We start from the raw sequence: 18341 nt of genomic DNA, 5'->3' as shown, positions 1-18341 counted from the left end.
TTTCAAGATGCCGGTTCAATCCTTGGCAGGCTTTGCCGGCACGGGCGCGGTAGCGGCCAGTCCGCCGACGCTGCGCGCACGCACGCGCGGGCGAAAGGCGCGGCCGGGTTCCGGGGCCCGGCGCAACACCGGATGGATCACCGGTTCCTTGGGCTCGAGCGCGAAACTGCGCAGCAATGCGAAGTAGTTCGGATAGATATAGCCGCCATTCATGCGCACCCATTCCCGGCGCTTTTCGCGGAACAATCGCGGCAGGCGATACCAGGCCACACCCGGTGCCTTGTGATGGACCAGGTGCAGGTTGTTGTTGAGAAACAGGAGCGCCAGCGGCGAGCGTTCGACGATGATCGTGCGCCCGTCCGGCCGCTCAGACCATTGGTGCTCGGCAAATGTGCGCACGGATATCAGTGCCTGTCCGATCCACACAGGCCCCACCAGGTAGAGCCAGAAAGGCATGGCGAAGGCGAAATGGACGATGGCGACAACCACCACCAGCCCCGCTCCCTGGATGAGCCAGGCCGTGCGCACGGCAGGATCGCCGGCACGCAAGAGGCGCAGTTCTCCCAGCAGGAAACCCGCCGTGCCCAGGAGCGGCCCGAGCACCAGTCGCCCGATCATGGTATTGTTGACATGCAGAAGGAACCCGAATGCCTTCGGATATTGTTCATGTTTCCACAGCGCGCGGTAATAGCTTTCGGGATCCTCGAAGGGATCCGTCAGCCGCTCGTCGGCATGATGCATCAGATGCAAGCGCTTGAAGCGGCGATAGGGATAGAAGACCCCGATCGGCAGGCCAACAAGCGCTTCGTTGATGCGCGCATCGCGCGTCGGGTGCCCGTGCAGCACCTCGTGCATGAGCGAGGACTGCAGGGCCAGCAACACGCCGAGCGCCAGGCAGGCGACAACCGGCCAGTGCGGCCACACATAGACTCCGGCCGCGGCCCAGCCGCCATAGCAAAAGACAATAAGGGCCATGGTCGGCCACTCGATTTTCAAGGGGCGTCGACCCCGCGAATGAGGCTTCATAATCTCGTCAATCGTGCAAGTGCCCGGAATCGAACGATTCCTGACACGATACTGTCAGGAGGACTTGCCTCGCTCAATGAGACAACGTGCACAATTCGGTTACATTGCGCTACTTGCAAGCAATGTGTTTTCTATTATAAACAAATGAGGTTCACGTTACCCGATGCCTCTGCGATGGGCACATATGTCGGATGAAGGAACCGAAATGGACAAACGTGATCTTTCAGGACTTTTCCGCGAGCGGCTGAGATTCCTGCTCGAGCGGTCCGGAATCAACCAGTCGGCCTTTGCCACGAGCGTCGGCATCGACCGCTCGGCGCTCTCGCAGCTCCTCTCCGGCACGTCGACGCGGCTGCCGCGCGCCGAAACGCTGCTCAACATCGCCGAAAAGCACAAAGTGTCGCTCGACTGGCTGCTCGGCCTCAGCCAGGACGAGGTGCTGACCGGTGAAATCCGCGACAGCGTCGAGATCGAGGAAGGGTCCGGCGGCTATGAACGCACCCTTCTGGCGCGCTGGCACGCCGAGGCCGCCGGCACCAAGATACGCTATGTGCCGGCCGGCATTCCCGACCTCCTGCGCACCGATGCGGTGGTCGAATACGAGGCCGACATCTCCAACCGCAGCCGCGAGGCGCAGATCGACGAGACGCAGTATCGCGTCGATTACAGCCGCAGACCCGAAACCGACATGGAGGTCTGCATGCCGCGCCATACGCTGGAGATATTCGCCAATGGCAACGGCATCTGGGCCGGCCTCGGCGTCAAGGCGCGGCGCGCCCAGCTCGAGCACATGGCCGGCCTGCTGGAAGAGCTCTACCCGGCCTTTCGGCTCTACCTCTATGACGGACGGGCGCGCTATTCGATCCCCTATACGATCTTCGGGCCCTACCGCGCCGCGATCTATGTCGGCGACCTCTATCTGGTGCTCAATGCCACCGCGACCATCCGCACGCTCGCCCGCCATTTCGACAATCTGATCCGTGCCGCCGAGGTCAACGCCCACGAGACGGCGGCCTATGCGGCCTCGCTCGCCGAACGCTGCCGGTAACCCGTCACGGCTCGAGATCGACCGCCGCGCGGAAGCTGCCGTCCATGTAGAATGGAACGGACGAATGGTCATGGACGATTTGCCATTGGCCGCTTGACCTAACAAGGCAGAGTGTCGACCTGACCCAGAACATGACCACCTGACCCGATGTCTTTTGCCGAGCCTTGGTTCGAACAAGGCCGTGGCAAATGGCCAAATCGCCATTGGTATGGATTTTGAGATCGCGCCAGTCCTGCTCGATCGGCCCGTCCCAGGTGTCCATCCATCCTTGAAACTTGGCCTCGTCGGTCCCGATCTCCGAGACGAGCGGCGGCGCCAGGTCGTAGACGACCGCATCGCGGGCATGCTGCGACAGCGCGCCGGCAGCGTCCCGCCGGCGCATCGCTTCATTGATAGTGTCCAGAACGGCCCGCACTTCGCCTTGCATTTCTTCGCGTTTCATGTCGTTTCTCCATGCGACGGACATTGGTCCTCCAAGGACGAATGACCGTCGGGCGAGCCGACATGGGCCACGCATTGTCCGCGCCGATTGACGGCGACAGACGGCCCATCTTTAATCGCTGTTCCTGTTCCTCCGCCCTTGCAGGTCAAATGTCATGGCAAATCCGATCGACGCGCTGATTGCCGAACGAGGCGTGCTGCTGGCCGACGGCGCCACCGGCACCAATCTCTTTTCCATGGGCCTGGAATCCGGCGAGGCGCCTGAATTGTGGAACGAGACCGCGCCGGAAAAGATCGCAGCCTTGCACCAGGGCTTCGTCGATGCCGGCGCCGACATCATCCTGACCAATTCCTTCGGCGGCACGCGCCATCGGCTCAAGCTCCACGATGCCCAGGATCGGGTCTTCGAACTGAACCGGCGCGCCGCAGAGATCGCCCGCGCGGTGGCCGACAAGGCATCGCGCAAGGTCATCGTGGCCGGTTCCGTCGGCCCGACGGGCGAATTGCTCGCGCCGCTCGGCGCGCTTGCCTACGAGGACGCCGTCGTCGCCTTCGCCGAGCAGATCGCCGGGCTCAAGGCGGGCGGCGCGGAAGTCGTATGGATCGAGACGATGTCGGCTCGCGACGAAATTCGCGCCGCGGCCGAGGCCGCGATCGACGCGGGGCTGCCCTACGCTTTCACAGCCTCGTTCGATACGGCCGGGCGCTCCATGATGGGGCTGGCTCCGAAGGACATACACAGCGTCGCCGACGGCCTTTCCGCCCCGCCCCTCGCCGTTGGCGCCAATTGCGGCGTCGGCGCGCCGGATATCCTGGCCTCGCTCCTCGATATCACCGCGGCCGAACCGGGCGCCACCGTGATCGTCAAGGGCAATTGCGGCATTCCGGAATTCCACGGCACCGAGATCTGCTATTCCGGCACACCGGAACTGATGGCCGACTACGCACGACTTGCCGCCGACGCCGGAGCGAAAATCGTCGGCGGCTGCTGCGGCACCTCCTTCGCGCATCTCAAAGCAATGCGGCAGGCGCTCGACGAGCACGTCAAGGGCAGCCGCCCGACGATCGACGTCGTCGTCGCCCGAATCGGCCCGCTGCGCAACAAGACGGCGGATCAAAGCGGCCCCGGTGGATCCGACACGACGCGAAGCGCTCGACGGCGGATACGCCGTTGAGATTGTCGATTTTAAGGGAGGTTCCGATTCGCAGGCGAAAGCGATCGCCTGTCCGACGCTCTTGAGCTGGCAATGTCGTTTTCACCAGGAAAGGCATATACTTCGCCCTGCCGCCGCAGGCGCTGCAATGCCGCGTGGCGCAAGGCTTCGCGCATGAGATGTAAAGCCGTGCTCGCGCATTTTTGACAGGAGACCGCAATGGTGCCCTTGGCAAAGCGGTCGCCAGCGACCACATACCGGTGGCGTTTGCCGTCCCCGCTCGAAGCCAGGCCCGCGGCGGCGCATGTCGAGCCCGATCGGTAGCGAATGGGCGCGGCCTCTCCTCGAAGGAACGTATCAACGGTCCCGCCACCATGCAGAATGAAGCCGATCACGTCACGACCGACAACGCCGGCCCGCCGCGCGTGCAACGCAGGCTCGCGGCCATCCTTGTTGCCGACGTCGTCGGCTACAGCCGCATGATGCGGGCCGACGAGACCGACACGCTGGCAAGACTGATGCGGCTGCGCCGTGAACTGGTCGATCCCAAATTGGACGAATATGGCGGCCGCATGGTCAAGTCGACCGGCGACGGCATGCTGGCCGATTTTCCAAGCGCCGTCGACGCCGTGCAATATGCCATCGAGGTGCAAAAAGAGATCGCAAGCGCGAGCGCGGATCTTCCGCCGGAAACGGCCATGCTGCTGCGCATCGGCATCAATGTCGGCGACGTCATCCTGGAGGGCGACGACATATATGGCGACGGCGTCAACGTCGCCGCCCGCCTGGAAGGCGTGGCGCCGCCAGGCGGCATATGCCTGTCCGCCACCGTTCACGACCAGGTCAGCAACAAGCTCGACCTCTCATTCGATGACAGCGGCCTGCAAATGGTCAAGAACATCTCCGAACCGATCCGGACCTATAGCTGGCGGGTCGACGGGACGCATCCGGCGCCGGATTCGGGCGCCAGGCGGACGACCGTCACGGACGCACCCTCGATTGCTGTCCTGCCCTTCAACAATATGAGCGGCGATCCGGAGCAGGACTATTTCTCCGACGGCATCACCGAGGACATCATCACCGACCTCTCCAAGGTGTCGGGGCTGTTCGTCATCGCCCGCAACTCCTCCTTCACCTACAAGGGGCGCGCCGTCGACGTGAAGGAAGTGGCACGCGAGCTCGGCGTGCGCCACGTTCTGGAAGGCAGCGTGCGCAAGGCCGGCAACCGGCTGCGCATCACCGCCCAGCTCATCGACGGCGCAAGCGGCGGCCATGTCTGGGCCGAGCGCTATGACCGCGTGCTCGAGGACATCTTCGAGATCCAGGACGAGATCACGCTCAGTATCGTGAACGAATTGAAGGTGCGCCTCGACCTCCTGGAAAAGGACCGGCTGAGCTGTCCGCCCTCGCACAATGTCGAGGCCTACGACCTCGTGTTGCGCGGCCGCGACCACCTACTCGCCCATGCCAGCCGCACAGGCATGGAAGAGGCGTCTGCAATGTTTGAACGGGCAAGGGCGCTCGATGCAAAATGCAGCCCCGCCTATTCGGGTCTCGCCTTCGCCAACATCATGTCCTACACGAACGATTGGACACAGGACCCTGACAAGACACTCGAATATGCCGTAAAAATGGCGCGCACGGCCGTCGAAGTCGGCCCCAAGGATGCCTTGGCCCGACGCGCCCTGGCGGTCGCCCTGTTGTGGAATCGCGAAATCGAGGCGGCCTGGGATGAGCTCAAGAAGGCATCGGAACTGTCGCCGGGTGACGCCGAACTGCTTGCCGTCAAGGGCAACATGCTTGTCTATCTGCATGAGCCCGACCACGCGATCACCTGCCTCGAGAAGGCGATCAAGCACAGCCCGCATCATTCGAGCATGTGGCTCTATTTCCTCGGCCACGCCTATTTCATGAAGGGCGATTTCGAGACGGCGGAACGCTATCTGAAAAAGCGCATCGAAGCCTACCCCGAGACCGACATCGCCCGGGTCATGCTCGCCTCCTGCTGCGGTTATCAGGGCCAGGATGAAGAGGCCGGACGCCTGTGGGACGAGGTCATGCAGGTCAATCCGGGCTATTCACTGGAACAGAAGAGCCGCGTCCTTCCATACAAGGACCCCGGCGACTGGGACTACTTCGTCGCCGGACTGACCAAGGCCGGCCTGCCGAAATAGCGGTCGGCCGGCGCGCTTTCACGGCACCTTGCGATCAGGTCGAAAGCGGGTTGCGGCTATCGGCCAGGATACGCGTTCCAATTCCCACGAAGCACACGCCTGCCGCCCGCTCCACCCAGTGCTTGGCGCTCGACAGTGACCGCACGACCGGTCCCGACGACATGCACAGGCTGACGAAGGAATACCAGGCGAGCGCGCAACCCGTGACCAGGACGATCATCAGCGCCATCAGCCAACCGGGCGTGCTGGCCGTAACGGATGTGGCGAACACGCTGGCAAACAGTACGATCGCTTTCGGATTGGTCAGCGTGACGAAGAGGCCGAGCAGCAGCGCGTTGCCCCGCACTCCCCTTTCCTCGCGCGATATGTCGATTTCGGCCGACTTCGTCATCAACAGCCGTATGCCGAGATAAATCAGGTAGCAGCCGCCGGCGACGCGGACGGCCCAGGCCAGCCACTCATACTGGGTCAGCACCGCCGACAGGCCCAGCATGCTGACCGCGGCGTAGAACCCCAGCCCGATCGCAACGCCGACCGTCGTCATGAGGCCGGCGGCCGTACCGCGCATCATGGAGGCGCGAACCACCGCGATAAAGTCCGGCCCCGGCAGGATCAGAGCCGGGATGTATATGGCGAAGACGCTGAGGAACGAAACGGCCGGGTCCATGGTCATCCTTGAGCGCGGTTTAGCCAAGTCACGACTCAACCATTGCCGTCGTCAGCTTGCAACGGGCTTGTGAAGAATCACCGCGAGCCCGGTCCGCGCATGGCGCTGCGCCAGACTTCGCTATGGATGATGTCGGCCACTTTAGCCCGGCCGTCCTCGGGCTTCTTTCACGTGAAGGCGTCGGGCATGGACTCCTTCTTGCGCGCCACGAAGTCCTCCAGCCCCTCGGCGATGCCCGGATCGATCGGCGGCGCCTCGTAGCTCTCCAGCCAGCGCCGCGCCAGTTCGTTGGCCCTTTGCGGTGCGGTCTTCTCGCCTTCGGCCTGCCATTGCTCGAAGGAATTGTTGTCGGCAATGATCGAGCGATAGAAAGCCGTCTGAAAGTTCGCCTGCGTGTGGCTGCAGCCCAGATAGTGGCTGCCCGGCCCGACCTCGCGGATGGCGTCCATCGCCTGGCCGTTTTCCGACAGGTCGACGCCCTCGGCCAATTTCTGGCTCATGGCGAGCTGATCGACGTCCATGATGAACTTGTCGAAACTGGACACGAGCCCGCCTTCCAGCCAGCCCGCCCCGTGCAGGACGAAATTCGTGCCCGCCAGCACCGTCGAATTCAGCGTGTTGGCGCTTTCATAGGCGGCCTGGGCATCGGTTGTCTTGGAGGCGCACAGCGAACCGCCGGTGCGGAACGGCAGGCCGAGACGGCGGGCGAGCTGGGCCGCACCGTAGGAAACAAGCGCCGGCTCCGGCGTGCCGAATGTCGGCGCGCCCGACTGCATCGAGATCGACGAGGCGAAGGTGCCGAAGACCACCGGCGCGCCCGGCCGCACGAGCTGCGTGAAGGCCGCGCCCGCCAGCACCTCGGCCAGCACCTGCGTCAGCGTACCGGCGACCGTCACCGGGCTCATCGCGCCGGCAAGGATGAAGGGCGTGATGATCGTCGCCTGGTTGTTGCGCGCATAGACCTTGGCCGCCCCGAGCATGGTCTCGTCGAAGACCATCGGCGAATTGGCGTTGATGAGGTTGATGAGGACGGTGTTCTCGTCGACGAATTTTTCACCGAAGAGGATCCTGCACATCTCCACCGTGTCCTCGGCGCGCTCCGGCGCCGTCACCGAACCCATGAAGGGCTTGTCCGACAGCGTCATATGCGCGAGCACCATGTCGAGATGGCGCTTGTTGACGGGAACGTCGACCGGCTCGCACACCGTGCCGCCGGAATGATGGATCGACGGCGCCCTGTAGGCGAGCCGCACGAGATTGCGGAAATCCTCGATCGTGGCATAGCGCCGGTTGCCGTCGAGATCGCGCACGAAGGGCGGACCGTAGACCGGCGCGAAGACGGTCGCGTCGCCGCCGATCTGCACCGAGCGCTCGGAATTGCGCGCCTGCTGAATGAATTGCGATGGTGCCGTCTTCAACAGCTCCCGGCACAGACCTTTTGGGAAATGCACCCGCTCGCCGCGCACATCGGCGCCGGCGTCCTTCCACAGCTGGAGCGCCTCGGCATCGTCGCGAAACTCGATGCCGATCTCTTCCAGAACCCGATCGGCATTGGTCTCGATGAGGCTCAGGCTCTCCTCGTCCAGCACCTCATAGGGCTTGATTCTGCGCCGGATATAGGTCTGTTGCGCGCCCGGCCCGCCGCCGCCGCGCGCCACCCTGCGCGCCGACGCTCCACCGCGCTCGCTGCGTCCACGCCGACCCGTGCCGGCTTGCCCGTCGACTGCCAGATTCTCGCCCATCATCGTCATCCCGAAATGCGTTGCGATCCAGTCAATTGCCGGCCTTTTCCGGTCGGCGGGCCATGGCTGGAATCCTCCTCGGATCGTAGCCGTTGGCCCATGCGAAACAGTCTTGCAAACGCCAAGACCTGTCGCAAAATCGACACCAAAGACGCGAAAATCGCAGTCGTTTTCGTCATGCACAGCGTCGCAAATCGGCTATGAATCGACCCGGTCTTGCTGGTTAATTAGCGAAGAATGGGAGGTCGAAAAAGGCCTCCGAGCAGCATGTGGGGCCCACGATGTCCGACGACGAAATCATCTTGTCCGAACTCTCCGACGAGGAACTCGTGCAGCAGATGCACGACGACCTTTACGACGGCTTGAGGGAGGAGATCGAAGAAGGAACGCGGATCCTGCTCGATCGGGGCTGGATGCCCTACAGGGTGCTGACCGAGGCGCTGGTCGAAGGCATGCGCATCGTCGGCGAGGATTTCCGCGACGGCATCCTTTTCGTGCCGGAGGTGTTGCTGTCGGCCAATGCGATGAAGGCCGGCATGGCCATATTGCGCCCGCTTCTCGCCGCCACCGGCGCGCCGAAGCAGGGTAAGATGGTGATCGGAACGGTCAAGGGCGACATCCACGACATCGGCAAGAACCTTGTCGGCATGATGATGGAAGGCGCCGGCTTCGACGTCGTCGATCTCGGCATCAACAATCCGGTCGAGAAATATCTCGAGGCGCTGGAGACCGAAAAGCCCGACATTCTGGGCATGTCGGCGCTTCTGACCACCACCATGCCCTACATGAAAGTCGTCATCGACACGATGAAGGAAAAGGGCATTCGCGACGACTATATCGTGCTCGTTGGCGGAGCGCCGCTGAACGAGGAGTTCGGACGGGCCGTCGGGGCCGACGCCTATTGCCGCGACGCCGCCGTCACCGTGGAGATCGCCAAGGATTTCGTCAAACGCAAGCACAATATGCGTGCCGCCGCATCCTGAGATGCCGCATGCGATGACGGGGTGGCCGTCGGACCGCCCCCTAGATCGGCCAACCTTTTCACGGAATCGGTTCGCCGATCTAACCTTTTGATTCGACGCAATTCCGAACGGAGAACCGGTTTCCACTTCTCCTGGAATTGCTCTAGTTGATGGAGTCGCCGATCGCGTCTGCGGTCTCGTTGACGTCGCGGCCGATCCCGCGCACCGTATTGGCACATGCGGTGACACCGATCGCCAGGACGACGAACAGCACCGGGACAAGGCGGGCAAGTTTCATTTCGGGGCACTCCGCATTGGATTCCTATTGGGCACTTGTGATGTGGTCCCGCCAGGAGCGTGAATTATGACACCGCGCATAGCAACTGGCCAGCGAGGCGACAAGATGTTGGTGATCGCCTGCGGCATGCTGGCGCGCGAGATCCTCGCCATAAAGACGCGGCTCGGGCTCGGCCATCTCGAACTGACATGCCTGCCGGCCGAACTTCACTATTATCCGGACCGAATCCCCGCGGCCCTCGACAAGGCGATCGTCGAGGCGAAAGCGGCGGGCTATGGCAGCATTTTCGTCGGCTATGGTGACTGCGGCACCGGCGGCGGCCTCGATCGCGTGTGCGACAGGCACGGCGTGGCTCGCATCGACGGTCCGCATTGCTTTGCCTTCTACCAGGGCAACGCGGCCTTCGCGCGGATTGCGGACGAGGACATGACCGCCTTCTATATGACCGATTTCCTGTGCCGGCATTTCGACGCCTTCTTCATGAAGCCGCTGGGCCTCGATCGGCACCCCGAACTGGCCCAGGACTATTTCGGCAACTACGAAAAACTGGTCTATCTCGCCCAGACCGACGATCGCGATCTCGACAAGGTGGCCGAAGACGCCGCCGGGATGCTCGGGCTGGCCTATGAGCGCCGATTCACCGGCTATGGCGAACTCGAAACGGCGATGCGGCAGACCGTATCTGACTGAGTGAATCGGAACCGCCGGACACCAGTGCTCAAATAACCACCATGAAAGCGTCCAACTCTTTGCGCAGGACTCTGCCGGCAAGCCGAATCGCCTGCATATCGCATGAACGTCGGGTCCGGCCACCGTCATCACGATTGCGGGCTCGATAATCCTCCCGTCTCTCGCTAAGCGCACCATATCCGCATGACAATCGAAGCTCAGTCTCCCCGACCCGCCGAAGTCCCGCCACAGGGATCGCCCACGGCGGCAAGAGCGAGAGACAATACGGCCGATCGCAGCGGGACGAGGAGGCGGCCGACGGCAAGCTCGGATATGGACAAAGTCAACGAAACGATCGTTCCGGTGCCCGTTCGGCGGCGGCGGCCGCGCCATCTCTCCGAAGTCCTGACGCTGATGGCCTGCGAAGCCACCGGGCCGGTGACGATCGGCGCCATACGTGACGCATTGGGCGATCGCAGCTTCGCCGCCCTGCTCGTCTTCTTCGCCTCCTTCAACCTGCTGCCGCTGCCGCCCGGCGCCTCCGTCCTCCTCGGCCTGCCGCTGGTGATCGTCTCGGCCCAGATGGTCTACGGCAAACGCACCGCGTGGCTGCCGCGCTTTCTCATGCGCAAGTCGCTGAGTGCGGAACAGTTCCGCGGTCTTGCCGACCGCCTCGTGCCGCGCCTGCGCCTTCTCGAACGGCTCATCCGGCCGCGCTACTGGCCCTTCTGGCGCCGGCAGGGCGACCGAATCATCGGCGCCATCGCCCTGGTGCTGGCGATCGCGGTGGTCCTGCCCGTGCCGCTCGGCAACTGGCTGCCGGCCTTCGCCTCGGCGCTTGTCGGGCTCGCCCTTTCGGAGCGCGACGGCATCCTCTTCGCCATTGGCGTGACCCTCGGCGTCATTTCGCTTGCCATCATCGCCGCCGTCGTCCTTTCGGCCGGCGCGATCCTGCATTTCCTGTGGCAGCACATGGGCATATTCCACTGGTAGCAGGCTGACGCCGGCGAAACACCGCCGATTGTCCTTTCGCGGTGTCCGCAACGTCGCTTTTGAATGCCCCCGCGTCGTCTCATAACAAGCGAGCCGCGCGGCAATGCGGCAATGCTCGGTCAAGGCAACCGAGGAGATGGCCGATGGCCGACCTGATCGTCGTCTACTGGCGCGACATACCCGCCCAGGTCATCGTCAAACGTGGACGCGCCAGCGCCAAGCGCGAACTGCCCGTGCGTTTCATCGAGGCGATCGACATGTGCGCCATGCGCTCCGGCGCGGCCGACAGCGATGCCTATCTGGCCGAATGGCGCAGGGCCCGGCCGGTCGCCGTCGGCGACGATATCGAAGCCGAAGCCGACCGTGCGGTGAGCGCGCTCGACGACAGGTATGACCGCCAACGGCTCATCGCCCTGGTCAAGGCAGGCGGACGGGACAATGTCTGACAAACGTCCGGTCGTCACCCAGGCAATGCGGGTCAAGGAAGCCGCGGCCAACAAGAGCGCCTACAATCCGGCCGACGTCTCGCCGCAACGCCGCGTGCGTTCGCATTATACCGTCCGCCTGTGGTCGGTTCGCCATTCGCGCTTCCTCGAATGGCTTTACGCGCGTTTCGCCAGCATCTTTCTGCTCTTGCACCCCTTCTGGAAGGCCGTCGGCTACGAGCGTGCTGAACGCCCCGTCAAGTTCGTCGAGCGCCATGTGAAGGGCTTTCTGTTCGACTGCCGCATGTGCGGGCAATGCATTTTGTCGTCGACCGGCATGTCCTGTCCGATGAACTGCCCCAAGCAATTGCGCAACGGCCCCTGCGGCGGCGTGCGCGCGAATGGCAATTGCGAGGTCGAGCCGGACATGCCCTGCGTGTGGGTCCAGGCGTGGACCGGTTCGCGCCAGATGATCGCCGACGATGCCATCTTCGACGTCCAGAAGCCGGTCGACCAGTCACTGCGCGAGACCTCGGCCTGGTTGCGGGCAACAGCCGAAGCCGCCGCCCAGAAAGAGCATGGCCGGAAGGAGGCCGCATGACCCCGGGCGACGTCAATCCGGCCGGCGTCGATCTGCCGCTCGAGCCGCTGCCGGGCCATTCCTCGCGCGGCAGGCTCGAACGCGTGCTCCGACGCGGCGAATTCGCCGTCACGGCCGAACTCAATCCGCCCGACAGCGCCAACGCGCAGGACGTCTTCGAGCGTGCCGCGGTCTTCGAGGGGTGGGTCGACGGCATCAATGCGGTCGACGCCTCGGGCGCCAACTGCCATATGTCGTCGGTCGGCATCTGTGCTCTCCTGACCCGCATGGGCATTGCCACGATCATGCAGATCTCCTGCCGAGACCGGAACCGCATCGCCATCCAGGGCGATGTTCTGGGTGCGGCGGCCATGGGGGTCTCCAACATCTTGTGCCTGACCGGCGACGGCGTGCAGGCCGGCGACCAGCCCGGCGCCAAGCCGGTCTTCGATCTCGACTGCATGTCGCTTATGGAAACCGTGCGCATCATGCGCGACAACGGCAAGTTCCTGTCCGGGCGCAAGCTGACGACGCCGCCGGAGGTCTTTTTGGGTGCGGCCATCAATCCGTTCGCCCCACCCTTCGATTTCCGCCCCCACCGCCTGGCCAAGAAGATCGCCGCCGGCGCCCAGTTCGTTCAAAGCCAGTATTGCTACGACGTGCCGATGTTCCGCGATTACATGCAGCGGGTGCGCGATCTCGGCCTGGCCGAGCAATGTTTTATTCTGTGCGGCGTCGGCCCGCTGGCCTCGGCGCGCACCGCACGCTGGATGCGCGCCAACGTGCCCGGCGTTCACATTCCCGACTCCGTGGTCGAGCGGCTGGAAGGCGCACAGGACCAGAAGAAGGAAGGCAAGCGGCTCTGCATCGACATCATCAACGAGGTCAAGGAGATCGGAGGCGTCTCCGGAATCCACGTGATGGCCTACAGACAGGAAGAGTTCGTCGCCGAGATCGTCGCCGAATCCGGCGTCTTGAAGGGGCGTCAGCCATGGCGACGCGAGTTCCGCCCCGACGACGTGCTGGTGGCCGAGAAGCTCGACCACATCCTGCATGACGAAGAAGCCCAGTCACCCGTCGACATGGTCAAGCAGGCGGCGCATTGACCCTGACGACGACACCACGACACGCAACGGCCGCGCGGCCGAAGACCAAATTCGGAGAATATTGAATGACCCGCACCATCGTCGCCTCCGCAACCAGGGAAGTCGTTATCGGCTTTGATCGGTCCTTCTGCGTGATCGGGGAACGCATCAATCCGACCGGGCGCAAGAAGCTGGCGGCCGAGATGATCGAAGGCAATTTCGAGACGGTGAAACAGGATGCGCTCGACCAGGTCGCGGCCGGCGCGACAATGCTCGACGTCAATGCCGGGGTGACCGCGGTCGACCCGAACGCCACGGAGCCCGGCCTTCTCGTCCAGACGCTGGAGATCGTCCAGGGCCTGGTCGACGTGCCCCTTTCGATCGACAGCTCGGTCACCGCGGCGATCGAGGCGGCGCTGAAGGTTGCCAAGGGGCGCCCGCTGGTCAATTCGGTCACCGGCGAAGAGGAGAAGCTCGAGGCGATCCTGCCGCTGGTGAAGAAATACGACGTGCCGGTGGTGGCGATCTCGAACGACGAAACCGGAATTTCCATGGATCCCGACGTGCGCTTCGCCGTCGCAAAAAAGATCGTCGAGCGGGCCGCCGACCACGGCATCGCGCCCCACGACATCGTCGTCGATCCCCTTGTCATGCCGATCGGCGCGCTGGGCGACGCCGGTCGTCAGGTCTTTGCGCTGCTGCGCCGCCTGCGCGAGGAGCTCAAGGTCAACACCACCTGCGGCCTTTCAAACGTCTCCTTCGGTCTGCCGCATCGCCACGGCATCAATGCCGCCTTCATCCCGATGGTGATCGGCGCCGGCATGACGAGCGCCATCATGAACCCCTGCCGTCCCCAGGAAATGGAGGCCGTGCGCGCAGCCAATGTGCTGGCCGGCACGGACAGGGACTGCATGACCTGGATCAAGACCTACAAGGACCACAAGCCGGCCGCGCCCGGACAGCCGGCGGCATCCGCAGCGGTCAACACGCCGGGCGGAGCGACTGCCGCAGGCGGGCGGCGGCGCGGTGGCAGGGAGGCGCGGCTGGCGCGGGGTTAGGCCCCGTCCACGCGATGGCCATGCGGAAGACGAGATGAACCGCCCTCCCGACCTCACCGACCCGCTGGTGCTGTTCATGCCGTCGGGCAAGCGCGGGCGCTTTCCCAGGGGCACGCCGATCCTCGACGCCGCGCGCGAACTCGGCGTCTATGTGGAAAGCGTGTGCGGCGGCCGCGCCACCTGCGGGCGTTGCCAGGTCGTCGTGCAGGAAGGCGCGTTCGCCAAGCATAAGATCGTCTCCTCCAGCGACCACGTGTCTCCGATCGGGCCGAAAGAGATGCGCTGCGCGGAAAAGCGTCGAGTGCTGGAAGGCCGGCGGCTTTCCTGTGCCGCGACAATCGAGGGCGATCTGGTCATCGACGTGCCGCAGGATTCGGTGGTCAATGCGCAGATCGTCCGCAAGGCCGCGGTCGACCGGCTGATCGAGCGCGACCCGGCGGTGCAGCTTTGCTATGTGGAGGTGGACCAGCCTGACATGCACAAGCCGCTCGGCGACCTCGACCGGCTCAAGGCGATGCTGGAAAAGGATTGGGGCTGGCAGGACCTGCTTGTCGAGCAGCATCTCCTGAGCAAGGTCCAGGGCATCTTGCGCAAGGGCAACTGGGGCGTGACCGCGGCGATCCACCAGGACATGGAAACGGCCCGGCCAACCATCATCGACCTGTGGCCTGGCCTGCACAACGAAGCCTATGGCATTGCCTGCGACATTGGTTCAACGACGATCGCCATGCATCTGGTATCGTTGCTTTCCGGCCGCGTCGTGGCGACGTCCGGCGCCGCCAATCCCCAGATCCGCTTCGGCGAAGATCTCATGAGCCGGGTCTCATATGTGATGCTGCATCCGGAAGGTCGCGGGGCCATGACGAAGGCCGTGCGCGACGCCATCAGCGATCTTGCACGGCGTGTCTGCGAGGAAAGCGGCGTCGATCCCGACGACATCCTCGACGCCGTCTTTGTCGGCAATCCGATCATGCATCACCTCTTCCTCGGCATCGACCCGACCGAGCTCGGCCAGGCCCCCTTCGCTCTGGCCGTATCGGGCGCGGTCCACAGCTGGGCCAGCGAAATCGGACTGAAGATCAATTACGGCGCGCGTGTCTATGTCCTGCCCTGCATCGCCGGCCATGTCGGCGCCGACGCCGCCGGCGCCACGCTTTCCGAGGGTCCGCACCGCCAGGACCGCATGATGCTGCTCGTCGATGTCGGCACCAATGCCGAGATCGTGCTGGGCAACAGCGAGCGCGTGGTCGCCGCTTCCTCGCCAACCGGGCCGGCATTCGAGGGCGCCGAGATATCCTCCGGCCAGCGTGCCGCTCCCGGCGCCATCGAGCGCGTGCGCATCGACCCCGTCACGCTGGAACCGCGCTTCAAGATCATCGGCTCCGAAAGATGGTCGGACGAGGAAGGCTTTGCCGAGGAGGCCGACAAGCTCGGCATTACGGGCATTTGCGGCTCGGCCATCATCGAGGTGGTGGCGCAGATGTACCTGGCCGGCATTGTCTCGGAGGACGGGGTGATCGATGGCACGCTAGCAACCAGAAGCCCGCGCATCGAGCAGACCGGGCGGACCTACTCCTACCTGTTGCACGACGGTGCTCAGCGCATTCTGGTCACCCAGAACGACGTGCGCGCCATCCAGCTCGCCAAGGCAGCGCTCTATGCCGGCATCAAGCTCTTGATGGAAAAGCAGGGCGTCGACCATGTCGACACGATCTGTTTTGCCGGCGCCTTCGGCTCCTACATCGACCCGAAATACGCCATGGTCCTCGGCCTCATCCCCGATTGCGACCTCAATGAAGTCAAGGCGGTAGGCAACGCCGCCGGCACCGGTGCCCTCATGGCGCTCCTGAACCGCGATCATCGCCGCGAGATCGAGCGCACCGTACGGCGCATCAACAAGATCGAAACGGCTCTCGAATCCAAGTTCCAACAACATTTCGTCGACGCAATGGCCATTCCCAACAAGGTCGACGCCTTTCCCAAGCTGTCCGAAGTTGTCGATCTGCCGGCACGCAAGACGACGGAAACGGCCGACGGCTTGGCGGCGCCGCGGCGGCGGTCGCGCGAGGAGCGCATGGCGCGGCGAAACCGCGCTTGAAGACCGGGGCCCGGCTTGACCGCGCCGCGCATCCGACCTTCACTGCCGGCCAGAGCATCGGACACCGATGCTTGCAGCGGAAGACGCAATGCCGAGCATCAAGAGCCATCTCGTCGCCCTCGTCCTGAAGCACACGCGCAAGAAGGCGTTTCGCAGCGCCGAGGCCTTCCGCGACCGCGTCGCGGCCGCGCGCAGGCTCGAAGACCATCGCCCGCCGCGCGCCATCGCCACGATGCTGGATATCGAGGAGACTGCGATCGACGGCTTTCCGGTCTACGACGTCTCGCCCCGCGCGCCGGTCGGGACGCGCCGGTTGCTTTACCTGCATGGCGGGGCCTATTGCTTCCAGATGACTGCCTATCACTGGGGCCTGGTTGCCGAAATGGCGACGAGGCTGGCCTGCAAGGTAACGGTACCGATCTATCCCCTGGCGCCGGAGCACGATTTCCATGCCATGCTCGCCATGGTCATGAGCACCTATCGCGCGATGCTCGAAGCGACCCCGTCCCGCGATATCGTCTTCATGGGTGATTCCGCCGGCGGCAATATGGCACTGGTCGTGACGATGACGGCGGCGGAGGCCGGCATGCCCCTGCCCGCGCGCCATGTGCTGATCTCGCCAGGGACCGACATGACAGTGACCAACCCTGAGACACGGGCGGCCGCGCTCACCGACCCCTGGCTGGGCATTCCAGGCGGATTGGAGGCCGTTCGCCTCTATTGCGCCGGCATCGACGTGGCCGACTGGCAGATCAGCCCGATCCACGGCGACCTGTCCGTTCTGCCGCCCACGATCATCCTTTCCGGCACACGCGACCTGCTCTATCCCGACACGCTTTTATTCGTGGAGAAGGCGCGTCGGGCCGGCGTTGAAATCGAACTGGTGACCGGCAAGGGCATGATTCATGTCTGGCCGCTGATCGAAATGCCGGAGACCCGGATGGCCAGGGACCGCATCGTCGCCTGGCTGCAAGCCGGCGACGCCGCGCCGGCAGCCTCCGGCAGACAGCTCAAAAGCGTCCCGTCTGCTTGAAATTCTCGAATGTCGCGCGAATGTGGTCGGCCGCCGCGCATACCGGAGCGGCGGCGTCGGGCGCAACCATCATGGCCAGATTGTAGTCGGCAAGCTCCGGCATGCCGTCTTTTTCGCCGAGCGCCACGATGTCGTTGCCGATGAACGATTTGGGCAGCGGCGCGACAGCGAGATCGGACAGGATCGCCGCCCTCTGCCCTGCCGTATGGGCGCTCATATAGGCAACGCGATAGTTGCGGCCCACATTGCCCAGCGCCTCCAGCGCGTTGGCCCGCCACACGCATCCATCTTCCCACACCGAGACGGGCAGCGGATCGCGCAAATGCGCCGTCCCACCGAGCGCGCCGGCCCACACGATCGGCTCCGTCAGCAGCACCTCCGCCTCGCCCGGCAGGTTGCAGCCACTGGTAAACAGGGTGAGATCGAGCTGGCGCTCGGACAGACGCCGCTTCAGATTGATGGATTGATCGACAGTGACGTCGACGGCGATCGCCGGATGCGTCTGGGCGAAACGCTTCAGGATCGTCGGCAGCACCCGTTCGCCATAATCGTCCGGCGAGCCGAGCCGCACCACGCCGCGGATATCGGGCATGACGAATTTGGAAACCGCCTCGCGGTTGATCGCCAGCAGACGACGCGCAAAGCCGAGCAGCAGTTCACCGTCATTGGTCAGCTTGACCGAACGCGCGTCGCGCGTGAACACGGCGCGCCCCAACATCTCCTCCAGCTTCTTGATCTGCATCGACACGGCCGAGGGCGTGCGGAACACCGCCGTGGCGGCCAGCGTGAAGGAACCGGTTTCGGCGATCGCCACGAAGGTGCGCAGAACATCCAGCTCGAGCAACGGCAAGGGGTGATTCACGGGAGCATTCATCGGTAGCCTCTTTC

18 protein-coding genes are annotated in these 18341 nt (G+C 64.1%); 12 read left to right on the top strand and 6 right to left on the bottom strand.

Annotation, left to right across the window (positions count from 1 at the left end):
* Window positions 1–15 precede the first annotated feature (15 nt).
* Complete coding sequence (locus GM909_RS09565) at window positions 16–975, bottom strand: fatty acid desaturase (protein WP_157016158.1); 960 nt, start codon at window positions 973–975, stop codon at window positions 16–18.
* A 256-nt stretch (window positions 976–1231) separates the two neighbouring features.
* Here GM909_RS09565 and GM909_RS09560 point away from each other — a divergent pair, with 256 nt between their 5' ends.
* A complete protein-coding gene (locus GM909_RS09560) occupies window positions 1232–2074 on the top strand; it encodes a helix-turn-helix domain-containing protein (protein WP_157016157.1) in 843 nt (280 codons plus the stop codon).
* A 4-nt stretch (window positions 2075–2078) separates the two neighbouring features.
* Here GM909_RS09560 and GM909_RS09555 read toward each other — a convergent pair whose 3' ends face one another.
* Window positions 2079–2516 carry a YybH family protein gene (locus GM909_RS09555; RefSeq protein ID WP_198174190.1) on the bottom strand — a complete coding sequence of 146 codons (438 nt, stop codon included), beginning with the start codon at window positions 2514–2516 and terminating at the stop codon, window positions 2079–2081.
* A gap of 154 nt (window positions 2517–2670) precedes the next feature.
* Between GM909_RS09555 and bmt the strand changes: the two genes are divergently transcribed.
* Window positions 2671–3690: a betaine--homocysteine S-methyltransferase gene (gene bmt / locus GM909_RS09550; RefSeq protein ID WP_157016155.1), complete on the top strand. Its 1020-nt coding sequence runs from the start codon at window positions 2671–2673 to the stop codon at window positions 3688–3690.
* A gap of 353 nt (window positions 3691–4043) precedes the next feature.
* Entirely contained in the window at window positions 4044–5843 is a 1800-nt protein-coding gene (locus GM909_RS09545; protein WP_157016154.1) for an adenylate/guanylate cyclase domain-containing protein, read from the top strand.
* Between the two features lie 34 nt (window positions 5844–5877).
* On the opposite strand, the gene GM909_RS09540 is transcribed toward GM909_RS09545, so the two are convergent.
* Both GM909_RS09540 and GM909_RS09535 read right to left on the bottom strand, forming a co-directional pair.
* Window positions 5878–6510, bottom strand: coding sequence for a LysE family translocator (locus GM909_RS09540; RefSeq protein WP_157016153.1), 633 nt, complete (start codon window positions 6508–6510; stop codon window positions 5878–5880).
* A gap of 167 nt (window positions 6511–6677) precedes the next feature.
* The gene (locus tag GM909_RS09535; protein WP_157016152.1) at window positions 6678–8252 is read right to left on the bottom strand and encodes a trimethylamine methyltransferase family protein; all 1575 of its coding nucleotides are present in this window, start codon (window positions 8250–8252) and stop codon (window positions 6678–6680) included.
* A gap of 281 nt (window positions 8253–8533) precedes the next feature.
* Here GM909_RS09535 and GM909_RS09530 point away from each other — a divergent pair, with 281 nt between their 5' ends.
* On the top strand, window positions 8534–9235 hold the full coding sequence (locus tag GM909_RS09530) for a corrinoid protein (protein ID WP_157016151.1): 702 nt from the start codon (window positions 8534–8536) through the stop codon (window positions 9233–9235).
* Between the two features lie 142 nt (window positions 9236–9377).
* Here GM909_RS09530 and GM909_RS09525 read toward each other — a convergent pair whose 3' ends face one another.
* Entirely contained in the window at window positions 9378–9512 is a 135-nt protein-coding gene (locus GM909_RS09525) for an EncA/B family entericidin (RefSeq protein ID WP_157016150.1), read from the bottom strand.
* A gap of 66 nt (window positions 9513–9578) precedes the next feature.
* Between GM909_RS09525 and GM909_RS09520 the strand changes: the two genes are divergently transcribed.
* From GM909_RS09520 to GM909_RS09485, 8 genes are all read left to right on the top strand, one after another.
* On the top strand, window positions 9579–10202 hold the full coding sequence (locus GM909_RS09520) for a DUF1638 domain-containing protein (protein ID WP_157016149.1): 624 nt from the start codon (window positions 9579–9581) through the stop codon (window positions 10200–10202).
* Window positions 10203–10514: 312 nt separating this feature from the next.
* Window positions 10515–11174, top strand: coding sequence for an exopolysaccharide biosynthesis protein (locus GM909_RS09515; RefSeq protein ID WP_157016148.1), 660 nt, complete (start codon window positions 10515–10517; stop codon window positions 11172–11174).
* Between the two features lie 143 nt (window positions 11175–11317).
* Entirely contained in the window at window positions 11318–11620 is a 303-nt protein-coding gene (locus GM909_RS09510) for a virulence factor (protein ID WP_157016147.1), read from the top strand.
* Complete coding sequence (locus GM909_RS09505) at window positions 11613–12200, top strand: methylenetetrahydrofolate reductase C-terminal domain-containing protein (RefSeq protein WP_157016146.1); 588 nt, start codon at window positions 11613–11615, stop codon at window positions 12198–12200. The genes GM909_RS09510 and GM909_RS09505 overlap by 8 nt, the downstream gene beginning before the upstream one ends.
* A complete protein-coding gene (locus GM909_RS09500; RefSeq protein WP_157016145.1) occupies window positions 12197–13285 on the top strand; it encodes a methylenetetrahydrofolate reductase in 1089 nt (362 codons plus the stop codon). The genes GM909_RS09505 and GM909_RS09500 overlap by 4 nt, the downstream gene beginning before the upstream one ends.
* A gap of 65 nt (window positions 13286–13350) precedes the next feature.
* The gene (locus GM909_RS09495) at window positions 13351–14322 is read left to right on the top strand and encodes a methyltetrahydrofolate cobalamin methyltransferase (protein ID WP_157016144.1); all 972 of its coding nucleotides are present in this window, start codon (window positions 13351–13353) and stop codon (window positions 14320–14322) included.
* Between the two features lie 34 nt (window positions 14323–14356).
* Window positions 14357–16420 carry an ASKHA domain-containing protein gene (locus GM909_RS09490; protein ID WP_157016143.1) on the top strand — a complete coding sequence of 688 codons (2064 nt, stop codon included), beginning with the start codon at window positions 14357–14359 and terminating at the stop codon, window positions 16418–16420.
* 88 nt (window positions 16421–16508) lie between these two features.
* Entirely contained in the window at window positions 16509–17453 is a 945-nt protein-coding gene (locus tag GM909_RS09485) for an alpha/beta hydrolase (RefSeq protein WP_157016142.1), read from the top strand.
* Here the strand turns inward: GM909_RS09485 and GM909_RS09480 are convergent.
* Complete coding sequence (locus GM909_RS09480; protein ID WP_157016141.1) at window positions 17431–18327, bottom strand: LysR substrate-binding domain-containing protein; 897 nt, start codon at window positions 18325–18327, stop codon at window positions 17431–17433. The two genes, GM909_RS09485 and GM909_RS09480, sit on opposite strands and share 23 nt — an antisense overlap.
* Between the last annotated feature and the right edge of the window lie 14 nt (window positions 18328–18341).

It is taken from the genome of Mesorhizobium xinjiangense, assembly GCF_009749525.1.
Lineage (GTDB): Bacteria > Pseudomonadota > Alphaproteobacteria > Rhizobiales > Rhizobiaceae > Mangrovimarina > Mangrovimarina xinjiangensis.
The sequence above is the reverse complement of the archived record's forward strand: the minus strand, read 5'-3'. Positions and strand labels throughout refer to the sequence as shown.

Coding starts and splice junctions, on each gene's coding strand:
- GM909_RS09565 (WP_157016158.1), bottom strand. CDS start 975: ATGGCCCTTATTGTCTTTTGCTATGGCGGCTGGGCCGCGGCCGGAGTC.
- GM909_RS09560 (WP_157016157.1), top strand. CDS start 1,232: ATGGACAAACGTGATCTTTCAGGACTTTTCCGCGAGCGGCTGAGATTC.
- GM909_RS09555 (WP_198174190.1), bottom strand. CDS start 2,516: ATGAAACGCGAAGAAATGCAAGGCGAAGTGCGGGCCGTTCTGGACACT.
- bmt (WP_157016155.1), top strand. CDS start 2,671: ATGGCAAATCCGATCGACGCGCTGATTGCCGAACGAGGCGTGCTGCTG.
- GM909_RS09545 (WP_157016154.1), top strand. CDS start 4,044: ATGCAGAATGAAGCCGATCACGTCACGACCGACAACGCCGGCCCGCCG.
- GM909_RS09540 (WP_157016153.1), bottom strand. CDS start 6,510: ATGGACCCGGCCGTTTCGTTCCTCAGCGTCTTCGCCATATACATCCCG.
- GM909_RS09535 (WP_157016152.1), bottom strand. CDS start 8,252: ATGGGCGAGAATCTGGCAGTCGACGGGCAAGCCGGCACGGGTCGGCGT.
- GM909_RS09530 (WP_157016151.1), top strand. CDS start 8,534: ATGTCCGACGACGAAATCATCTTGTCCGAACTCTCCGACGAGGAACTC.
- GM909_RS09525 (WP_157016150.1), bottom strand. CDS start 9,512: ATGAAACTTGCCCGCCTTGTCCCGGTGCTGTTCGTCGTCCTGGCGATC.
- GM909_RS09520 (WP_157016149.1), top strand. CDS start 9,579: ATGACACCGCGCATAGCAACTGGCCAGCGAGGCGACAAGATGTTGGTG.
- GM909_RS09515 (WP_157016148.1), top strand. CDS start 10,515: ATGGACAAAGTCAACGAAACGATCGTTCCGGTGCCCGTTCGGCGGCGG.
- GM909_RS09510 (WP_157016147.1), top strand. CDS start 11,318: ATGGCCGACCTGATCGTCGTCTACTGGCGCGACATACCCGCCCAGGTC.
- GM909_RS09505 (WP_157016146.1), top strand. CDS start 11,613: ATGTCTGACAAACGTCCGGTCGTCACCCAGGCAATGCGGGTCAAGGAA.
- GM909_RS09500 (WP_157016145.1), top strand. CDS start 12,197: ATGACCCCGGGCGACGTCAATCCGGCCGGCGTCGATCTGCCGCTCGAG.
- GM909_RS09495 (WP_157016144.1), top strand. CDS start 13,351: ATGACCCGCACCATCGTCGCCTCCGCAACCAGGGAAGTCGTTATCGGC.
- GM909_RS09490 (WP_157016143.1), top strand. CDS start 14,357: ATGAACCGCCCTCCCGACCTCACCGACCCGCTGGTGCTGTTCATGCCG.
- GM909_RS09485 (WP_157016142.1), top strand. CDS start 16,509: ATGCCGAGCATCAAGAGCCATCTCGTCGCCCTCGTCCTGAAGCACACG.
- GM909_RS09480 (WP_157016141.1), bottom strand. CDS start 18,327: ATGAATGCTCCCGTGAATCACCCCTTGCCGTTGCTCGAGCTGGATGTT.